Consider the following 18,980-nt stretch of genomic DNA (forward strand, 5'->3'; position numbering starts at 1 on the left):
ATATGATTCCAATTAAGATGAAGGGGAGGTGAGATCAATTCCTCTTGTCGTTCGTTCAACCGTTAATGCTACGGGAGCAATTACATTTACAGGCAACACGCTTGGACTGAGTCGTTCGGACACAGCCGGAGTACCCGGAACACAGGACAGTATTGGAGCCTTTACGACAACCAACGCCACCGTCCAGTACGGTACCTATCCACTGGGAACCACGAGCCTGTATCAGAGCAACAGTTCAGCGGCAATACTCGTTCTTCCTGCTGGCAGCACCGTCTTGTATGCAGAATTGATCTGGGGTGGAAGTTACATCAATGGAACAGTCAATCTGAGTGCTGCAATTAACAATCCGGTAACATTTATTACACCAGCAGGTACATCCAGTGTTACTCCTGACCCAGCCACTTATAATCAATTTGATCTAGGGAACGGCGCTGCTGGCTATGTGCGTTCAGCCAATGTTACTTCGCTTGTACAAAATGGGGGAGCCGGTACATATACCACCGGAGCAGTTGTAGGAACGATTGTCATCACTAATGATGCTACAGCCAATCATGCAGGCTGGACACTTGGAGTCATTTATCAGAACCCCAGCCTGCCCTTTCGCAACATGTCCTTGCGTGCAGGTGGAGTACTTGTCCAATCTACCTCGGCTCCAGTTGTTACCACACTGACTGGATTTGCCACTCCGCTTTCAGGTGCATTGGGAGGCAGAGCCCTGTTCAGTGCACAGGAAGGGGACGCGAACCGGACTGGGGATCAGGCATTATTCGGGCCAACCTCGGCAACCTCGGTTGCCTTGTCCGGACCAAACAATCTGGCTGCAAACTTTTTTGCTTCCCAAATCAACGGAGATACTGGAGCACTTAATACAACAGGAACTTTCGGAACGCGGAACCAGACGAACGGCGCCCCAGGCACCAATATTATCGGCGGACGTCAAGGCTGGGATATTACCAATGTGGATGTGTCAGCGAGACTGATCAACAACCAGTCTTCTGCGGTGTTAACGTTAACGACCTCCGGGGATGCCTACATTGTCAACGCCAATGCGATTCAGGTTGACATCAATGCACCCAAAATTACAGTAGCGAAGGCATCTGTTGCCTCAGGTGCGGTAGCGGGAGATAGCATACTTTACACCGTTACCGTCAGTAATGCAGGTACAGCCAGCGCGGCGAGCGTTGTGCTATCCGATTCACTTCCTGCAGGTCTCACCTTCATTCCAGGGAGTGTAACGGTCGCTGGTGTGTCCCGCCCAACACTCGATGTGACCACCGGCATTCCGCTTGGTTCATTAAACCTATCCAACAGTATCGTTGTAACCTACCGTGCGCTCATTGGCCAGGATGCAAGCATATTGCAGCTGGTGAATTCAGCGAATGCCGCCTTTACGTTTCAAAGTGTGGCAGGAGGCTCAGTGATTACGGGAGTAATTCCGTCCAATAACTCTACACTTCCTGTTTATTCTCCAAACCTGTCCATTGTGAAGTCGGCGAGCACAACCAACGCCACGGTGGGCGACCAGGTCACGTATACGCTTCAGGTGAACAACGGGGGGAATGTTGCTGCCAACGTGACATTAACGGATAACATCCCGAGTGGCAGCTCTTACGTGGCTGGCAGCTTCCGATTGAATGGAAATGTGATTGCAGGCGCCAATCCTGCGACTGGCGTTAATTTGGGGAGTCTCGCGGCAGGAAGTACAAATACCGTAACCTTCCAGGTACTTGTAACAAGCTTGCCCACGCCTCCAACCCTTGTGGATCAGGCCACGGCCTCCTATTCCTTCAACTCTCCTGATGGTCGCACCATTAACGGCACATTAGCCTCGAACACCTTGACGATTCCCGTTACATTGCCCAATGTAACCACGGTAAAATCGGCATCAGTCACTGATGTTGCAGTAGGGGAGACATTTACGTACACCATTGTTACGACCAACAGCGGCATCCAGGTGATTAACAATGTGGTACTCACGGATTCTCTTCCCGTTGGGACTACATTCGTACCCGGCAGTGTGACCGTCAGAGGAACTGTCGTACCATCGGCCAATCCGAGCAGTGGAATTTCGCTAGGAACGCTGGCAGCCGGAAGTTCTGCTTCGGTGACGTTTCAGGTTAATGTGCAGTCCCTGCCTGCTTCAAGTTCGCTAGTCAACCGAGCCGTAGTGTCTTATAGCTCGGGTTCGTTCACGGGTATTTCCAACTCCAATTCCATCACAACCCCTGTATATCAGCCGATCATTGGCATCAACAAGTCGGCGACTCAAACGAATGCGACACTGGGAGATCAGCTTGCATATACACTAGTGGTGACAAACACTGGAAACTTAGGGGCTCAAGTAACGGTGACCGATACGATTCCAGTAGGCCTGACGTTTGTCCCCAATTCAGTAACCGTGAATGGTGCTGCACGTCCCGGAACCAGCCCGTTAACCGGAATAACGCTGGGAAGTCTCCTGCCAGGAGCAACTGCAACGGTTGTGTTCCGAGCCACACTCACTACACTCCCATCTCCGCCAACACTGGAGAATCAGGGGACTTCTAGTTATACGTACCAGCTTCCGAGTGGACGGAATCTCTCAGGCAGCAGCCAATCCAATATCGTACGCATATCTGCATCGGCCCCCAATATCTCTATTAGCAAAACAGTAAACACGCCGGATGCAACTGTAGGAGATGTACTTACCTATACGGTTATTGCAACAAACGCGGGAACTAGTGCAGTACAAAATCTCGTGATCTCGGATACGCCGTCCGGCTCCGAGTTCGTACCAGGCAGTGTCACTATCAATGGAACTGCTGCCGGAAGTGCAAGTCCGGTTTCGGGTATTGCTGTGGGAACCTTGACCAGCTCGAGCAGCGTAACGGTGACCTATCAAACAAGAGTGACATCCGTTCCGTCCACGGGTTCAGTCAGCAACCGGGCAAGTGCAGCATTTACGTCAGGCAGTTTCAATGGCGTATCTTCGTCCGTTACGGTGAATACACCGATATATCAGCCAGTGATCCAAGTAGCGAAAACAGCAAGCACATCGAATTTGACAGTAGGGGATTCCTTCAATTACTCCATCCAAGTCAACAATTCAGGCAATATTGCCGCAACGGTTACCTTGACAGATCCGATTCCTGCGGGAGCTGTATTCAGTACGAACAGCGTCATTATTAATGGTATACCTACACCGGGTGTTAGCCCGGCAACAGGAATCAGTCTGGGGTCGATCGCTGCAGGATCAAACGCTACAGTTACCTTCGTTGCAACGGTTACAAGTTTGCCTGATTCAAGACAGTTGACTAATCAGGCAGTAGCATCATTCGCCTACACTCTTCCAAGTGGGAGAACGGTTGCCGGTTTCATGTCATCGAACATCATTAACATTCCTGTATCCCTGCCCAATGTATCGATTGTAAACAGTGATAATGTAGAGTACGGCGTAGTCGGAGATGTCATTCGATACACATCTGTTATTCGCAACAACGGAACCGTAGCCGTTAACAATGTGGTATATGTCAACCCTCTTCCTCCGAATACCCCATTTGTACCCGGAAGCGTCATTGTGAACGGGAGTTCGTTCCCGCTCTCCAATCCGACCGCCGGCATTCCAATCGGTACTTTGGCGCCAGGAGCCGAGGTTACCGTAACTTTTGAGGTGACGATTACTATGCCGATCCCTTCGCAGATTAACAATCAGTCGACGGTCAGCTTCACATCCGGTTCATTTTCGGGGTCATCATCGTCCAATACAACACAGACTCCGGTCATACAACCGCAAATTTCACTCGTCAAAACGGCGAATACAGTAAATGCGACCGTAGGTGATACGGTTGTATACACGGTAACTGTCAGCAACACAGGAAATCTGGAGGCAAACGTTACAGTAACAGATACGATTCCTGCTGCCACTACTTTAGTAGCCAACAGTGTTGTGGTATCTGGTGTGCCACAGCCTGGAGCGACGCCTGGAACGGGCATTCCAGTAGGCATTGTGGCAGCAGGAGCGACAGCTGTTGTGACGTTCGGCGTTGTAGTGGATTCACTACCATCTCCGCAGCAGCTTAGCAATTTTGCTGCGTCATCCTTTACATTCACACCTCCTGACGGACGAACGTTAACAGGAACAGCTACTTCAAATACACTGACATTTCCAGTCTCTTCGCCAAACGTTGCCGTGGTTAAAAGCACAGCTTCGACTGCGGCTGCCGTAGGTGATACAGTCACTTACTCTATTCAGGTAACGAACAGTGGAATAGCACCGGTAAACAATATTCAGTTTTCGGATCCGATTCCTACCGGAGCCTCCTTTGTTGCAGGTAGTGTCACAGTGAATGGGGTGGTGCAGCCCGTCTCCAATCCGGCAGGGGGGATATCGCTCGGAACGCTCGCTCCCGGAGCGTCCGCTACTGTGACTTTCAGTATCAATGTCAATGCGATCCCACCAAATGGACAATTAAGCAATCGATCCACAGTGAGTTTTACCTCGGGGACATTCTCAAGCACAACGTTCTCCAATACCGTGGTTACACCGGTATTTCAGCCCATTCTATCAGCACAAAAAACGGCGAGTACACAAAATGCTACCGTTGGGGATACCGTCAGTTACACGATTAACGTCAACAATCAGGGGAACTATAGTGCCCAGATTAACCTAACGGACAATATCCCTGCAGGAACCATTCTTGTTCCGAACAGTGTGATTGTGAATGGTCAACTATTACCTGCCGCCAATCCCGCAACTGGCATTCCGGCAGGCACCGTCGCTGCCGGGGCAACAACAACGATTACCTTTTCCGTGGTTATTGATACCTTGCCAACCCCACAACAGCTGGTGAATCAGGCTTCGGTCGCTCTTTCCTTTACATTGCCGGACGGCCGGAACATTACAGGATCTGTTCTATCCAATGTGCTGACCATTTCGGTCTCGGCTCCGGATGTCGATGTGGTGAAATCGACGACATCTACGGCTGTATCCGTTGGTGATGTCGTAACGTACAGCATCGCAGTAACCAATAACGGAATTGCGACTGTCAGCAATGTGGTCTTTACGGATGCAGTGCCAACAAGTACGGTTCTTACAGCAAACAGCGTGTTTGTAGATGGTGTTCTTCGACCCGGAGCCAACCCTTCTACCGGAATAACGCTCGGTTCGATCGCACCAGGAGTTACCGTAACCGTTGTGTTTAGTGTGCAGGTTACAGCACTCCCGGCCAGTGCGGTGCTGAATAACCAGTCCACGGTAAGCTTTACATCAGGTGTGTTCTCGGCAACTACATTCTCCAATACGGTTACAACATCGGTTTATCAGCCGATTTTGTCGGCGGTCAAAACGGGAGACCAGGCTATAGCTACAGTAGGGGATACCGTTGTGTACAGCATTGCCATCTCCAATGCAGGGAACTATGGGGCATCTGTCACGTTAACCGATACCATTCCCGCAGGAACCGAACTTGTGCCGAATAGCGTCATTATTAATGGGGCATCGGCACCAGGAGCCGATCCGGCTTCAGGGATTCCGCTGGGCGTAGTCTCCACAACAACTGTAGTCATGTTCTCGGTCGTGATCATCACCCTCCCTTTAAGCCAGGCCATAACCAATCAGGCTTCAGCAACCTATTCCTACACGTTGCCAGATGGAAGAACATTGGGAGGCAGTCTATCGTCCAATTCTCTCAATATTCAGGTGTCTGCTCCGAATGTCAGTGTTGTCAAGACAACACCAGTAATCGATGCTGTAGTGGGTGATACGATTGTATATGAGATGGTCGTAACCAATAACGGAATTGATCCTGTCAACAATGTCGTGTTAACCGATCCAATTAGTTCGGCTGTTACCTTTGTTACTGGAAGTGTCCTGGTTAATGGCGTTCCGCGTCTCTCGGCAAACCCGGCACTGGGTATAGCGCTTGGTTCCTTGGCACCTGGAGCATCTGTAGCGGTATCGTATGCGGTACGTGTCAATACGCTGCCTGCACCACCGCAAGTGAGCAGTCAGTCATCGGTAAGTTTCACATCGGGTGTCTTCTCGGGAGCGGCCTATTCGAATACCGTGGTAACGCCAATTTATCAGCCGATTATTGCCGTAACCAAAACAGCGAGTACGTCCAATGCCACCATCGGTGACATCATTACCTATTCTTTTACCATTTCCAACAGTGGGAATTTAGCAGCCAATTTGACACTTACGGATAATATTCCGAATGGAGCAGTACTACTTCCCAACAGCGTCCTGATTGATGGTGTTCCACAGCCAGGTGCGAATCCGGAGACAGGGATTGTTGTTGGCACCATACCTCCAGGAGGGTCCGTTAATGTAACGGTCACCCTTGAAGTTACTGTGGATTCATTGCCGCAGAATCAGCAGCTGGTCAATCAGGCAGTGGCCAATTATACATTTAGTCCGCCGGATGGGCGTCAGTTGACGGGCACAGTATCCTCCAACGTTCTGGTGATTCCTGTATCTGCACCAAATGTTGTTGTTGTCAAAAGCACAAGTGCAGTTGATGCTGTCGTCGGCGATGTGATCACCTATACAGTTGTTGTAACCAATAGTGGCATCGAAGTGATCAATAACGTGGTCATGGTAGACCCTGTACCAACAGGCACCGTACTTATCCCGGGAAGTGTTACCGTGGATGGCGTTGCAAGGCCTACCGGGAATCCGAATACAGGAATAACGCTCGGTTCGATTGCTGCCGGTGCTTCAGTTACCGTTACATTCAGAGTAGAGGTTGTGGTGATATGAGCCAATCTTCCGGTTCGTTGTCCCACACGCTACAGAATCAGTCACTGGTTCGATTCAGCTCGGGTGCGACTGAACTGGAACAAGTGGCCTATTCCAATACGGTAGTTACACCATGGATCGGCCCCAGGCTTGAGGTTCACAAGTTTTGCAACGTTGCTGAGGCTGCTCTGGGGCAGACGCTGACCTACCTGATTGAAATTGTGAATTCCGGTAATTGTCCTGCTATGGTCCATGTGCTGGATTCGCTTTCGCCGGAAACTTCACTTCTTCCCAATAGTGTACTTCTGGGTGGGACTCCGCTACCGGGAGTATCACCAGAGAGAGGGATTCCGGCGCAGGAAGTCGTACCCGGAGCGACGTTGCGAATTCATTTCCAGGTGATCATCGTCGGTCTCCCACCGGCCTTGAAACTGGTGAATCAAGCGCAGGCGCGTTATGAGTTTGTGACGCCGGAAGGACGAACGGTTGAGGGAGAAGAGAAATCCAACGTGGTAGAAGTAAGCCTGGTCTCGTCAAGTCTGTCGTTGGTTTTGAATGCAGATCGTGTACAGACCTTTGTCGGGGATATCGTCACTTACAACCTCTTGGTGAGCAATCCGGGTTTTGTGATAGGAAACGATGCAAGGGTAACGATCCCATTGCCCAAAGGCATTGAATTTCTACCGGGAAGTGTCATTGTGAATGAGATTTTTGTTCCTGAGACGACGCCTGATTCCGGAATTATGATAGGCGAGGTACTGCCCGGAAGATCGGTTCCAATTCAATTTCGAGTACAGGTAACGGGAGGAAGCATAGCAGAGAGTTTAACAACCCAGGCAGTTCTAGAGTACACTTCAGGTGACAAGTTGGAGACTGTATACTCGAACGTAGCAACTTTGCAAGTCATTCAGCCTCGGATTTCGATTGTAAAAAGTGTGAATCCGTCTATCGCTACTCCTGGGGATACCGTTCAATATCAGATAACGGTACACAACGAAGGTTCATTTGCAGTGGATGCTATCGTGACGGATTTTCTTCCGCCAGGCTTGCGCTATGTCGAGGGAAGTCTCGGGTGGAATGGTGTGAAACGGCGTGGAACAAGTCCGGTCAAAGGCATCAATCTGGGAACGCTGACTGCACGATCTACGGTTAATATCCAATTTGAAGTGAATCTTACAGAGCAGGAGCAGGATGTTCCTGCAGTCTTCGAGCTGATGAATCAGGCTCGCCTGATCTATACATTTCGCTTACCAGATTCTCGTTCTGTGCAACGAATAATATCCTCCAATTTGGCTGTCATTCAGTTGAAGTTTCCCATCATCTCGGTCCATGTGGAAGCGAAGCCTGACCTGATCGAAAGGGGAGGAAATGTAACCTTTCATGTACATGTGACCAACACAGGGTCCTGGCCCGCGCGGGTGCAGTTAGCTGATGTCCTTCCTCCAGGTGCCAAATGGATTGGGGAGGCAGTAGTTAGGGATCGAGCGATCATTTCAGAGTATTCTTCGCCAAGATATTTACATTTGGGTGAAATGGAACCCGGAGCAGAGAGATGGATCACTTACGTTGCACAAATATCCTCCGCTGAACAACTGGGAATCCAGCAGGGTTCCGTAACTGCAATGTATACCTACGAGTTGAACGGTCTGAAGCATTCAGGACAGTCCATTTCGAATGTATACACCATTATTGTTGAAGATGGCGATGAATAATGGGGAGACAATAGCTTTACCTGTAAATGTAAGGGGATTTTTGCTTCATTTTGGAGTCATGACATTACACGAACGTGAATGAATGGTATACTAATTGAATATGACCTCGGCAAATAACCCGTGGATTCGGGACGTCGGATTAGCTATAGAGGAGGCCGCTACATTGGCAAAAGCAAAAGTTGCAAAAAGACCTACCCGGGATGAGTTTGAGCTTGAAGAGCTGGGGAATCAGTTGGTCGAAGCATACCGTGAACGTTCGGAAGTGTTACTGACCGTATGGGGCAAGGAAGATCAGGTTCATGGGATGATTGTCAAGCTGGATTCACGTACCCGGCTTGTGCATGTGGAGTATACGGAAGAGGAATTTACGGCCAAAGTGCCGTTCCTGGATATTATGCGTATTGATTCCCCCCGTTACTGAACGAAGATTATAAACAGGATCTGAACAATTAGGGCATCCGCCCTGTCAAAAACGTTCTCTCTGCATAAGATAACCCATACCTGTTGCAGAGGAGGTACGGTCAATGAGCGAAGTATTAGGTGGAGAAGGAAGAGGCTACGGATACGGAGGTTTTACTTCTGTAGGTGCCATTCTGGTTCTGTTCATCCTGTTGGTTATCATCTCCAAAGCGTTCCTGGTATAATTATTAATTCCAGATGAATAAAGGAAGCTCTGCCATCGCGGCAGAGCTTTTTTTGTTTATATGTTGTGTTGTCGTTTGCTGCTGAGCAGTCCGTAGAGAACGACGATCACCACCGGGTAGAGAACGGCCCACCCGGCAAAAGGGAACACAATGGCTGTCGTCACAAAGGAAATCCAACTGATTGTTACCCCAGTACGATTGCCCTTGAGTAATCGAATTCCGGCTGCGCATCCGCCAAGATAGGTGAGAATAAACGTTGCATTAGGCAACTGAATAAGTGTCGTGAGTGACACCAGACCTGATCCGTATATGCCTAACACGAGAGTGAAGCAGATGGCCAGGAAGCCGATTGCAGCAATTGGTGTATGGTACCGACTGGATAAGCGGGACATCCATTGCGGGGCGGATCTTTGTCTTGCTAGTGCATAGGCGACACGGGATGCAGCACCAGCGTATGCAATGACCGTAGCGGTGCAAATAAATATGCCAGTCAGCCCAGCGAGTAATCCTCCCCAGGAACCGAGAGCCTGACTAATAATCCATACGAGGGAGACATCTGCTCCGCCATGAAGATAGCTTTGAGTTCCGACTGTCGCCAGTGCAGTTAGGAAATAGAGCACACCTACAATGATGGCTGCAATCGTTACGCCTTTAATAGCTGCCTTGCGTGGATCAGTAAATTCTTCAGACAGGTGAGATACAGCTTCCCAACCGATAAAACACCAGAATAGAATGGCTCCAGCTTGTCCCACGCTGACCCAACCACTTGGCATAAATGGTGTGTAATGTACGGATTCCATATTCGGAATAGCGAACACAAATGCCATGACGAGCACGATAATAATCGCCAGCACAACGCCAATTTGTACCTTTCCGGCGACCTGCATGCCCACGATGTTAATGATCAGTCCAGCCGCCAGCATGAGGGCGGCAATCGCTGTTCTGTATCCTTCCCCGAGTCCCAGCGCAGCTGTCATGTAGCCTGCACCTGTAAGGGCAGCCACAGGAGCACCGATGGGAACGGACATTAGAAAGAACCAGCCAACTACGGCTCCTGCCCGTTGTCCGAAAGCGAGGGTAACGAAATGGGATACACCGCCTGCGTCCGGGTAACGGGCTGAGAGTAATCCCATGGACAGGGCAAGAGGGAGAATCAGCAGCACCATGCCTCCCCAGGCGAGAAGTGAAGCCGGCCCTGCCAGTTCGGCAGCAAGTCCGGGTACAATCAGGACACCTGAACCGAGAACTGCACTTATATAAAGCGCAACAGCTTGCGGCATACCTATCGTTTTTTTGAGCTGCGAAGAAGATGTGTTCATGAAATAAAATGGCCTGCCTTCCAGAATGAAATGATTTTAGAGCGAGAACTATGTAATTATATAGGAAGAGATGCAATCAGTCATTGGCGAATTTTGTAGAATTTTCGATATCAGTCGTGTGGACGTTATGATAAAATAAAACCATCCCTAGAGAAAGAATGAGGTGTACCCCTAATGAGTAAAGAGTTGACAGAAGCTTTGAACGAACAGATGAACTTCGAATTTTATTCGGCTCACGTATATCACGCGATGGCCGCATACTGTTCCGGCGAAAGCCTGGACGGATTTGCCAACTTCTTCATCGTACAAGCAGAGGAAGAGCGGTTCCACGCGATGAAAATATACAAATTCCTGAATGACCGAGGACAACGGGCTACGCTTGCTGCATTGCCAGAGCCGAAGAATCAATATTCCTCGATGCTGGATGTGTTTGAACATGGATATGCACACGAGCAGCAAAACACGAAAAAATTCTACAATCTGGCAGACATTGCCCTGAATGAGCGTGAACATGCCACGATGTATTTCCTGAAATGGTTCATCGATGAGCAAGTCGAAGAGGAAGCACTGTTTGATAATATCATCCAGAAGTTGCGCCGCATCGAAAAAGACAGCAATGCTTTCTACATGCTGGACGCCGAATTTGGTAAACGTTCGTTCATAGCTCCTGCGGAGTAAGAGGGGACTTAGCAAAGCAATCAGGATTTATCCGAACGACAAGAAAATCGATCTACATATGAAAAGTCTGCTCTCGAGCAGGCTTTTTTGTTATATCATTTTAAGATTCCTCGCTTGCTTCATATAAATTCCAGAATGAATCTATCAGAAACCACAATTTGGGTTAATAGAATATATGTCAACATTGATCTATCCCGACGGATGTTCTTTTTCGAGCAAATCTATCAAATTCGTTTTATTTTTTTGGGTAATCTGACAAAAGTGTAACTCGAACGTAGCATTTGAAGCGAGAATGGGACGCACTCTTTTTGATAGTATTAGGATTATCGCCAAGGGCTGCAATGAGAGAAACATAGACACCCGGGGAAATACAAGACATAGGGGAGACTTTTATTATGCTACATATTCGTAAAACGTTCATCACCGCACTTGCTATTCTATTTATCATTCCATTGCTATTGCCGCAGTCGGCTTCAGCTACATCATCCGCATCCAAGAATGCTGGAAATAAAGCGAGCTCCAAGATCATATATCTAACTTTTGATGATGGGCCGACCGCTCATACAGGACAATTACTGGATATTCTGGATCAGTACAATGCCAAAGCGACATTCTTCATGCTTGGACCTCAGATGGAGAAATTTCAGAAGGCCACCAAGCGTATTGTTGCAGACGGACATGGACTGGGCTTGCACGGCGTAACGCATGTTCCCGGTAAATTTTATAAATCCGCATACAGCGGCTTGAAAGAAATGCAGCAGGCCAATGAAAGCTTGAATAAAGTGGCAGGTGTCAAAACCAGCCTCGTTCGTACTCCATACGGCAGCAAGCCGTATCTCAAACCGGCATATCGCAATGTTCTACTGGGTCAGGGTGGATTCCATCTGTGGGATTGGAATGTCGATTCCGAAGATTGGAAATACAAGAAGGATCATCAGAAAGTTTACAACAGCGTGATGAAGCAGATCCATAATGTGCAAAAGAGCGGAACCACCCCTGTGGTACTGATGCACGACCAGGAAGCAACATTGAAAGTACTTCCGCAAGTGTTAAAAACACTGAAGGCAGAAGGATACCAGTTTGAAGTGCTGACCAAGAAAATACAGCCCGTGAATTTCTGGAATGACAAACGTTAAAGTTCTGGCTAGACAACAATGTAAGCTGATTCCAATAACGGCTTCAAGGAGGACAACAACATGAGTAAACCTAAATTATGGATGACGATTCCTGTGACAACAGCAGTGCTGCTTGCTCTTGCGGGGTGTGGTGGTCAGGATACCAAACCATCATCAGCGGACAACACATCCCCTGCGGTTGGTGAACAGGCTCAGTCGGGAAGTGGAGGCGCTGATTTCTCCAATGGAACGAAAGATAACGGAACCGATACAACGGAAACAACGGGGACGGAAGGTTCTGCGGGAAGTGGAACGTCGAATTCGGAAACGGGCAGTAACGGCCAAACCCAGCAAAGCGCGAACGATGTTATTAAGGACATTCGCAGTCAGCTGAAGATGAAAAACACTTCGTTCCCTACTTCATTTTCCCTGGAAAAGGGAAAACATCTGACTGCATCGATCACATCGAATACTTCAGATACTTTCCACATTAACTTTTATTCCACTGACCAGCCTGTTGCGGTGAATGATGCTTCGTTGACGGCCTCTAGCAGTAAGGTGCCTGTTCTGGCATCCTATGAAGTGAAGACATATAAAGATCCAAATAGTACAGATATTTTCCCTGAGACAGACTTGAAAGACTTTCCTAAGGATATGACAGTGGATCTGGGACATGGCATCAAGGGCATGACTGAAGGCGCGGCGGGCAGTCAGTATCTGACTTGGACAGAAGGTAGATGGACACTACAGATTCGTTCCATTTCCGAAGATAACATGAATAATCCGGGAATTGCGAAGAGAATGGTGGAATATTTGGAGTCCCGTACACTGCCTGCACCGAAGGATAAAGGATTCGTGAACGTGGAGTACCCAAGCGGTGGTAAAAGCGTCAATGTAACGATCTCCTGGCAAGATGGCAAGCAGATTCATCAGCTCCAGACCGAGCAGGTGCCACTGGAAGCTTTGGGCATGGTTGTTTCTGTAAAATAGCATGGAACTAAAATAAGGTTCCAAAAGGAAATAGGCTGGACCGGAGTGAGTACTCCAGGCCAACCTATCCTTGTATAAGCAAGGTGCACCGAAGGGACGGTGTACCTTGCTTATTTATGTTTCATTGGGTTAAAGCGGTACTTTCATTTAAACCACCCTTTTTCTTTGGAACGGGTAATGGCTTCAATGCGGTTACTCGCATTTAACTTGTTGAGGATAATAGAGATGTAATTTCGCACCGTACCGGTCGTAATAAATAGATGTCCGGCTATTTCCTTTGTATTTTTACCGTCTGCCATCAGGCCGAGAACGGCATTTTCACGTTCGGTCAGCGGGTTCTCCTGTACATAAGCCTCGTCCACCAGGTCGGGTGCAAAAATACGTCTTCCATTCATGACCTGACGGATTGCTTCGGCCAGTTCCTCGATTGGGCTATCCTTTAACAGATAACCGCGTACACCGCCTTTCAAAGCACGTTCGAAATAACCGGTCCGGGCAAAGGTTGTCAAAATAATGACTTTACAGTTCAAGCCCTTAAGTTCCTCAGCGGCCTCCAGGCCACTTTTGACTGGCATTTCAATGTCCATCAGACAGATGTCCGGTGTATGCTCCCTGACTAGAGCAAGAGCTTCCTGTCCATTGCTTGCGCGTCCTACCACTTCCATATCCTCTTCCAGATTGAGTAGGGAAGACAATGCTCCCAGCATCATACGTTGGTCTTCGGCGATTACGATCCTGATCATTGTTCAACCTCCTTTATCGGTTTGCGGACCAGTTTGGGAACATGGATGACAATGCCTGTACCATCCATGTCTGCTCCGGAACGAATATCCAAACAACCGTTCACAAATTCAAGTCGTTCTTTCATTCCCAAGATTCCGGTACCGCGCCGTTCATGCTTGCGGGTACGTTCGATTCCGACTCCGTTATCCTGAACCGTTACTATATTATCGGACAGTGTTTCCTCGATACGGATGGTGCATACCGCTGCCTGACTGTGTTTTACGACATTCGTAACGGCTTCTTTCAGACACATGCCGAGTACATTTTCATTTAGTTGTGACGTATCCTGCAACTTCGGATTGCCTTCCAGTACAAATTCAATGGAAGCGGCCTTTAAAATCTGTTCGGCACGGAACAGTTCATCCACCAGCTGTGTGCCACGCATGGTCGTTACCATTTCCCGGACTTCCTTCAGGGCCGTACTGGCCGTCTGTCTCAGATCGTTCAGCTCAATCTCGGCTTGATCAGGATTCATGCGGAGCAGACGCTTCGCCAGATCGGTTTTCAGACCGATGAGAGAGAGCTTTTGTCCAAGTGTATCGTGCAGATCGCGTGCGATACGTTGCCGCTCTTCCATTTTCACAAGATCATCCAGCCGTTTGTTGGCATTCTCCAGTTGGCCTTCCAACTGTTCACGCTTATTTTTGTTATACGTACTGATCGGAAGCAGAATGGATGCCATGAGACTAATGAATACAAACGGGAACTGACTGAGCAATAGGGTGCTCTGTTTGATGAAACTATAATTAATAGTTAGAAAACTGGCTGCCAGGTTCACCGAATAGAGGGTGAAGAAACCGGCTTTATTTTTAATATTCCCAATAAAAAAAGCAAGAAACAATGAGAAATAGGCATAATCATAAGCGATGGTCATCGTAATCGATATGGCGATCAACAGTCCAATCCACATATAGACCTGCCAGCCCTTTGTGATGAAGGCAAGCAGATAACAAACAAAGAAGAACAGAATGATGAAAATCCCCGCAACCATGGGCCACAATTTGGAATATTGTGAAATATAATAGAAGGGCAGGATGAAAAAGACGAGCCATACATATGGATTTAAACCTGTATTTTTATAAAAGAGCTGCATCCACTTTTGAATGAAAATTCTCCTCCTCGGACTTGCATTGTACTCAAACTTAGCCTGACTGTAGCATGACTTTAGCCTGAATACAAGAAAACGAATCCGACAGAGTTAAGGCTTCTCTGTCAGACCCGCTTGTTTGTTTACTCGAATAGGCGGTTGAACGTAAGGCTTGCGGGATAAGGTTTTGATCTCGCCGAAGCTGATGAATCGCTTGGATTCTTCATCCCACAGACGGAAGCGCAAGGCAGCCAGACTGGAACGCAGCGTAATCGTTGTAGCCTTCTGCAATGGCGGTGTTGCATTATGTGCTTCTTCCAAATAATAGTTGGGTACACGTGGGCTCAAGTGATGCACATGGTGGAACCCGATATTGCCGCTGATCCACTGCAACAGTTTAGGCAGTTTATAATATGAACTACCTTCTACAGCAGCCTTTACATAACTCCATTCATCTTCATGTTCAAAGTACGTATCTTCGAATTGATGCTGTACGTAGAACAGCCAGATACCGAAGAAGCCGGAGAAGAAAAATACGGGTGCTTGCACCAGTACAAAAGCCTGCCAGCCGATTAACCAGCACATGGAGGCATAAAGAGCTACGATCAACACTGTAGTCAGGTGAGTATTAATACGTTCTTTGCGTCTTGCACCTTTACGGTTAAAACGGTAGGCGAACAGGAATACATAAATGGGTCCAATACCAAACATGACAAACGGATTACGATAAATACGGTAGAAAAGCCGACCCCAAGGGGAAGCTGCTTTGTATTCTTCAACGGTCATGACCCAGATATCACCAACACCACGTTTGTCGAGATTGCTGCTGGTTGCGTGATGAATGGAATGCTCGTTTTTCCATTGCAGGTAAGGCGTCAGGGTTAATACACCTGTAATCGTGCCGAGAATGTCGTTGGCACGTTTGCTTTTGAAGAATGAACCATGACAGCAGTCATGGAAGATGATAAACGTTCTAAGTACAAATCCCGAGGCTACGAGGGCAATCGGAAATGTTAACCAGTAGGACACGGACAAGCTAAAGTACGCTGCGGCCCATAATAATAATAATGGCAGTATGGAATTCACTAATTGTTGAATACTCAGGCGAAGATTATTTTTCTCATAAGGGGTAACTTCTTTTTTTAGCGCCATTTCCTTGGTTCTGCTCATAAACGTACGTCCTCCTTCAATGGTCAATAACTGTAATCAGTTATAACCTAACGCTTCCTAGGAAGATGTCTCCAAGTGAGGCGTTTTTATCATTGTATAAGAATGCGTCCAGTGCAGTAAGTCATAAACGTCAGTATAGTGTAATGATGAATATCAATGATGACCCATGACATTTGTCATGGGTGGATGAAGTGAAAATGCTCTGTAGAGCCTAAAATAACAGTAATTTCAGATTCCTTTGTACAATTCGCGCAACAATTTGTATTATGTATACAAATTTTGCTCATGGCATGGTAGAATCTATCATTGAGTGGTTATGACAACTTATGAAATTGCTTGATAGGTTGATTTTCTGATGGATTGGATGGAGTGCATGATGAAGAAAAGAATAACAGATATTCTATTTATTATGGCGGGTGCATTTTTGTTTGCACTTGCAGTAAACCTGTTCGTCATCCCGAATGATCTGGCTGAAGGCGGCGTTACAGGGATTACAATTATTTTGTATTACCTTTTTGAATGGTCTCCAGGACTGATGAACTTGCTCCTGAATGGTATTTTGCTACTTGTGGGGTACAAGTTTCTGGACAGAACGACAACGGTGTATACCATTATAGCGGTGGTATTCAACTCGCTGTTTCTGCACCTGACCGAGAGCTGGACGATCGCATCGGACGAGCTCTGGATCAATACTATTTTTGGTGGATTATTTGCCGGTCTGGGTATCGGCATGATTGTTAGAGTAGGAGGCACAACAGCAGGGACGGTTATTCTGGCCCGGCTTGCCAATAAATATCTGGATTGGAACATCAGTTATGGACTGTTATTCTTCGATCTGATCGTGGCATTCTCGTCGTTCTTCATTATAGGGCCGCAAGGTTTGATGTGTACCATTGTCATGTTGTTCGTCGGCACTAAAACGATGGAGTTCATTATTGAAGGGCTCAATCCGAAAAAAGCAGTTACGATTATATCTACCAAACAGGATGCCATTGCTCAACAGGTCATTGAGAAGATGGATCGGGGAGTCACCGTCCTGTCTGGTCATGGCTACTATACAAAGAACCCGAAAGAGATCTTATATATTGTCATTAGCAAACAAGAAGTTCCAATGCTGAAGAAGATTGTGCGAGCGGAGGACGAAATTGCTTTCATAACGATCCATGATGTGCGTGACGTATTTGGTGAAGGATTCATTGAATTGTCCAAATCGTAATGAAACGTATATATAAGGAAGTAAGGAGCTGCGGTGTTTATCACTGCGGCTTTTTTTGATTTACATAATGTAAAGTCGAAATTGAATGATTACGATGAGATCAGGCCTTGATTTTGAAATCATATCATCCGATACAGACAAAAAGCTGTACACGTTTTAAAGCCGATGATATATTAAATTTAATTCGTTAAGAAACTTAACTAACTATAAAAAGGAGGCGATAAAATGGCTGGCACACCGAAATATATCCGCAATCTGAACGAGAATTTGATTATGGATGCGCTGATCGCAACTGGTGCGATGTCCAGGGCAGATATCAGTCGTCAGACCGGACTCAGCAAACCTACGGTGTCGTCGGCGATTGAACATCTGATTGAACGAAATCTGGTGCTGGAAACCGGTAGAGCCGACAATGCCCAGGGTCGCAAAGCAACACTCATTCGATTCAACGAAACAGCTTACTATGTCTGTGGTATTGATATTGGGGCAACCCGAATTCGGATCGCACTCTCTGATCTGAATGGTGAGATTATGGATTACAGAACGTATCCAATGTTATCCGGTCAAAGTGGAGATCGAGCAGGGGCGGGAATCCTTGATGTGCTTCGAAGCCATATGGATGAATTACTGACGGAAAACCAATTGAACTGGGATCAGATCCAATGCATTGGTTTTGGCATTCCTGGTGTTGTAGTGCCGGAATCTGGAGGTATTGATCGAATCGTTGCCCCGTTAGAGGGATTGGAAAAGTTGCTTTCGCTTGAATCATTGTCGGAAGCCTTCCCGTGTGAAGTGATCCTGGAGAACGATGTGAACCTGGCTGCACTGGGGGAGTACAGGAGGGGAGCCGCAGCGGATTCCAATCTGTTTGTTTTTTTCTCCATCGGTACTGGAACAGGTGCAGGCATCATGGTGAACGGACAATTGCTACGAGGTATGGGCGGGTTGACAGGCGAGCTCGCGGAGATGTTGTTGGAAGAGGATCGTCGATTGGAGGATGTTCTGTCCGCTGATGGTTTGATGGAACTGGCCAAGCGTCAGTTGGATGCAAGTCTTCTTGAGGGCCCTCATTCTGGTATAGAAGATCTTCGAAAACACATGACTCCTGAGAAACTGTTCGAAGCTGCCCGAAATGGAGAAATGCAGGCTCTGCAGATTCTGAAACAATACAGCCAAATGATCGCTTCGGCTCTGCGGCATATCTGTGTCGTCCTTGCTCCTCATCTCGTTGTACTTGGCGGAGGTATTGGGGGAAATGGGGATGTGATATTGCCGCATCTCAGACAGATCGTATCAAATCAATTCCCGGCGAAGCCGGAACTGATCTGTTCAGAGCTGGGCGAGAGGGCTGTAGTGACTGGAGCAGTGCAGATAGCCTTGCAACAGACGATGTTGAATCTTCAGCATGAGGCATTGGAATAAAAGCGTTACTTCATTAATTATAAAGGTAAGTTGGATGAACCGGACGAGGTCGATATTGGCTTAACCGGGAACAAAATGAGATTTGAATTAAACATCAGCTAGGCTGATTAAAAAATAGAGAAGATT

The 18,980-nt window shown here is 47.6% G+C and carries 13 protein-coding genes; 9 read left to right on the forward strand and 4 right to left on the reverse strand.

What is annotated here, in order from left to right; translation table 11 throughout:
• The first annotated feature begins 28 nt into the window (after positions 1–28).
• From AC3ITG_RS13290 to AC3ITG_RS13305, 4 genes are all read left to right on the forward strand, one after another.
• Positions 29–6,739, forward strand: coding sequence for a DUF7507 domain-containing protein (locus AC3ITG_RS13290; protein ID WP_489253990.1), 6,711 nt, complete (start codon positions 29–31; stop codon positions 6,737–6,739).
• Complete coding sequence (locus AC3ITG_RS13295; RefSeq protein WP_489253991.1) at positions 6,736–8,430, forward strand: hypothetical protein; 1,695 nt, start codon at positions 6,736–6,738, stop codon at positions 8,428–8,430. The genes AC3ITG_RS13290 and AC3ITG_RS13295 overlap by 4 nt, the downstream gene beginning before the upstream one ends.
• A 163-nt stretch (positions 8,431–8,593) precedes the next feature.
• Positions 8,594–8,851: a YolD-like family protein gene (locus AC3ITG_RS13300; protein ID WP_413377980.1), complete on the forward strand. Its 258-nt coding sequence runs from the start codon at positions 8,594–8,596 to the stop codon at positions 8,849–8,851.
• Positions 8,852–8,954: 103 nt separating this feature from the next.
• On the forward strand, positions 8,955–9,074 hold the full coding sequence (locus tag AC3ITG_RS13305) for a dihydroorotate dehydrogenase (RefSeq protein WP_105409415.1): 120 nt from the start codon (positions 8,955–8,957) through the stop codon (positions 9,072–9,074).
• A gap of 56 nt (positions 9,075–9,130) precedes the next feature.
• On the opposite strand, the gene AC3ITG_RS13310 is transcribed toward AC3ITG_RS13305, so the two are convergent.
• On the reverse strand, positions 9,131–10,393 hold the full coding sequence (locus AC3ITG_RS13310; RefSeq protein WP_489253992.1) for an amino acid permease: 1,263 nt from the start codon (positions 10,391–10,393) through the stop codon (positions 9,131–9,133).
• A gap of 174 nt (positions 10,394–10,567) precedes the next feature.
• On the opposite strand from AC3ITG_RS13310, the gene AC3ITG_RS13315 reads away from it, so the two are divergent.
• The 3 genes from AC3ITG_RS13315 (at position 10,568) to AC3ITG_RS13325 (ending at position 13,176) form a co-directional block, all read left to right on the forward strand.
• On the forward strand, positions 10,568–11,071 hold the full coding sequence (locus tag AC3ITG_RS13315; RefSeq protein ID WP_489253993.1) for a ferritin: 504 nt from the start codon (positions 10,568–10,570) through the stop codon (positions 11,069–11,071).
• A 395-nt stretch (positions 11,072–11,466) separates the two neighbouring features.
• Positions 11,467–12,207, forward strand: coding sequence for a polysaccharide deacetylase family protein (locus tag AC3ITG_RS13320; RefSeq protein WP_413377987.1), 741 nt, complete (start codon positions 11,467–11,469; stop codon positions 12,205–12,207).
• Positions 12,208–12,267: 60 nt separating this feature from the next.
• Positions 12,268–13,176 carry a hypothetical protein gene (locus tag AC3ITG_RS13325; protein ID WP_489253994.1) on the forward strand — a complete coding sequence of 303 codons (909 nt, stop codon included), beginning with the start codon at positions 12,268–12,270 and terminating at the stop codon, positions 13,174–13,176.
• A gap of 143 nt (positions 13,177–13,319) precedes the next feature.
• On the opposite strand, the gene AC3ITG_RS13330 is transcribed toward AC3ITG_RS13325, so the two are convergent.
• From AC3ITG_RS13330 to desA, 3 genes are all read right to left on the reverse strand, one after another.
• Positions 13,320–13,919, reverse strand: a complete 600-nt coding sequence (locus AC3ITG_RS13330) for a response regulator (RefSeq protein ID WP_413377991.1) — start codon at positions 13,917–13,919, stop codon at positions 13,320–13,322.
• Entirely contained in the window at positions 13,916–15,064 is a 1,149-nt protein-coding gene (locus tag AC3ITG_RS13335; protein ID WP_413379610.1) for a sensor histidine kinase, read from the reverse strand. Before AC3ITG_RS13335 ends, AC3ITG_RS13330 begins: the two co-directional genes overlap by 4 nt.
• A 93-nt stretch (positions 15,065–15,157) precedes the next feature.
• The gene (gene desA / locus AC3ITG_RS13340; RefSeq protein WP_413377993.1) at positions 15,158–16,216 is read right to left on the reverse strand and encodes a Delta(5) desaturase DesA; all 1,059 of its coding nucleotides are present in this window, start codon (positions 16,214–16,216) and stop codon (positions 15,158–15,160) included.
• Between the two features lie 376 nt (positions 16,217–16,592).
• Between desA and AC3ITG_RS13345 the strand changes: the two genes are divergently transcribed.
• The gene (locus tag AC3ITG_RS13345) at positions 16,593–17,432 is read left to right on the forward strand and encodes a YitT family protein (protein ID WP_064640909.1); all 840 of its coding nucleotides are present in this window, start codon (positions 16,593–16,595) and stop codon (positions 17,430–17,432) included.
• Between the two features lie 225 nt (positions 17,433–17,657).
• Positions 17,658–18,854 (forward strand): ROK family transcriptional regulator, encoded by a 1,197-nt coding sequence (locus tag AC3ITG_RS13350; RefSeq protein ID WP_489253995.1) that lies wholly within the window; start codon positions 17,658–17,660, stop codon positions 18,852–18,854.
• The last annotated feature ends 126 nt before the right edge of the window (positions 18,855–18,980 follow it).

This window comes from Paenibacillus sp. GL_099_B, assembly GCF_057835695.1.

Coding starts and splice junctions, on each gene's coding strand:
- AC3ITG_RS13345 (WP_064640909.1), top strand. CDS start 16,593: ATGAAGAAAAGAATAACAGATATTCTATTTATTATGGCGGGTGCATTT.
- AC3ITG_RS13325 (WP_489253994.1), top strand. CDS start 12,268: ATGAGTAAACCTAAATTATGGATGACGATTCCTGTGACAACAGCAGTG.
- AC3ITG_RS13310 (WP_489253992.1), bottom strand. CDS start 10,393: ATGAACACATCTTCTTCGCAGCTCAAAAAAACGATAGGTATGCCGCAA.
- AC3ITG_RS13350 (WP_489253995.1), top strand. CDS start 17,658: ATGGCTGGCACACCGAAATATATCCGCAATCTGAACGAGAATTTGATT.
- AC3ITG_RS13315 (WP_489253993.1), top strand. CDS start 10,568: ATGAGTAAAGAGTTGACAGAAGCTTTGAACGAACAGATGAACTTCGAA.
- desA (WP_413377993.1), bottom strand. CDS start 16,216: ATGAGCAGAACCAAGGAAATGGCGCTAAAAAAAGAAGTTACCCCTTAT.
- AC3ITG_RS13305 (WP_105409415.1), top strand. CDS start 8,955: ATGAGCGAAGTATTAGGTGGAGAAGGAAGAGGCTACGGATACGGAGGT.
- AC3ITG_RS13295 (WP_489253991.1), top strand. CDS start 6,736: ATGAGCCAATCTTCCGGTTCGTTGTCCCACACGCTACAGAATCAGTCA.
- AC3ITG_RS13330 (WP_413377991.1), bottom strand. CDS start 13,919: ATGATCAGGATCGTAATCGCCGAAGACCAACGTATGATGCTGGGAGCA.
- AC3ITG_RS13320 (WP_413377987.1), top strand. CDS start 11,467: ATGCTACATATTCGTAAAACGTTCATCACCGCACTTGCTATTCTATTT.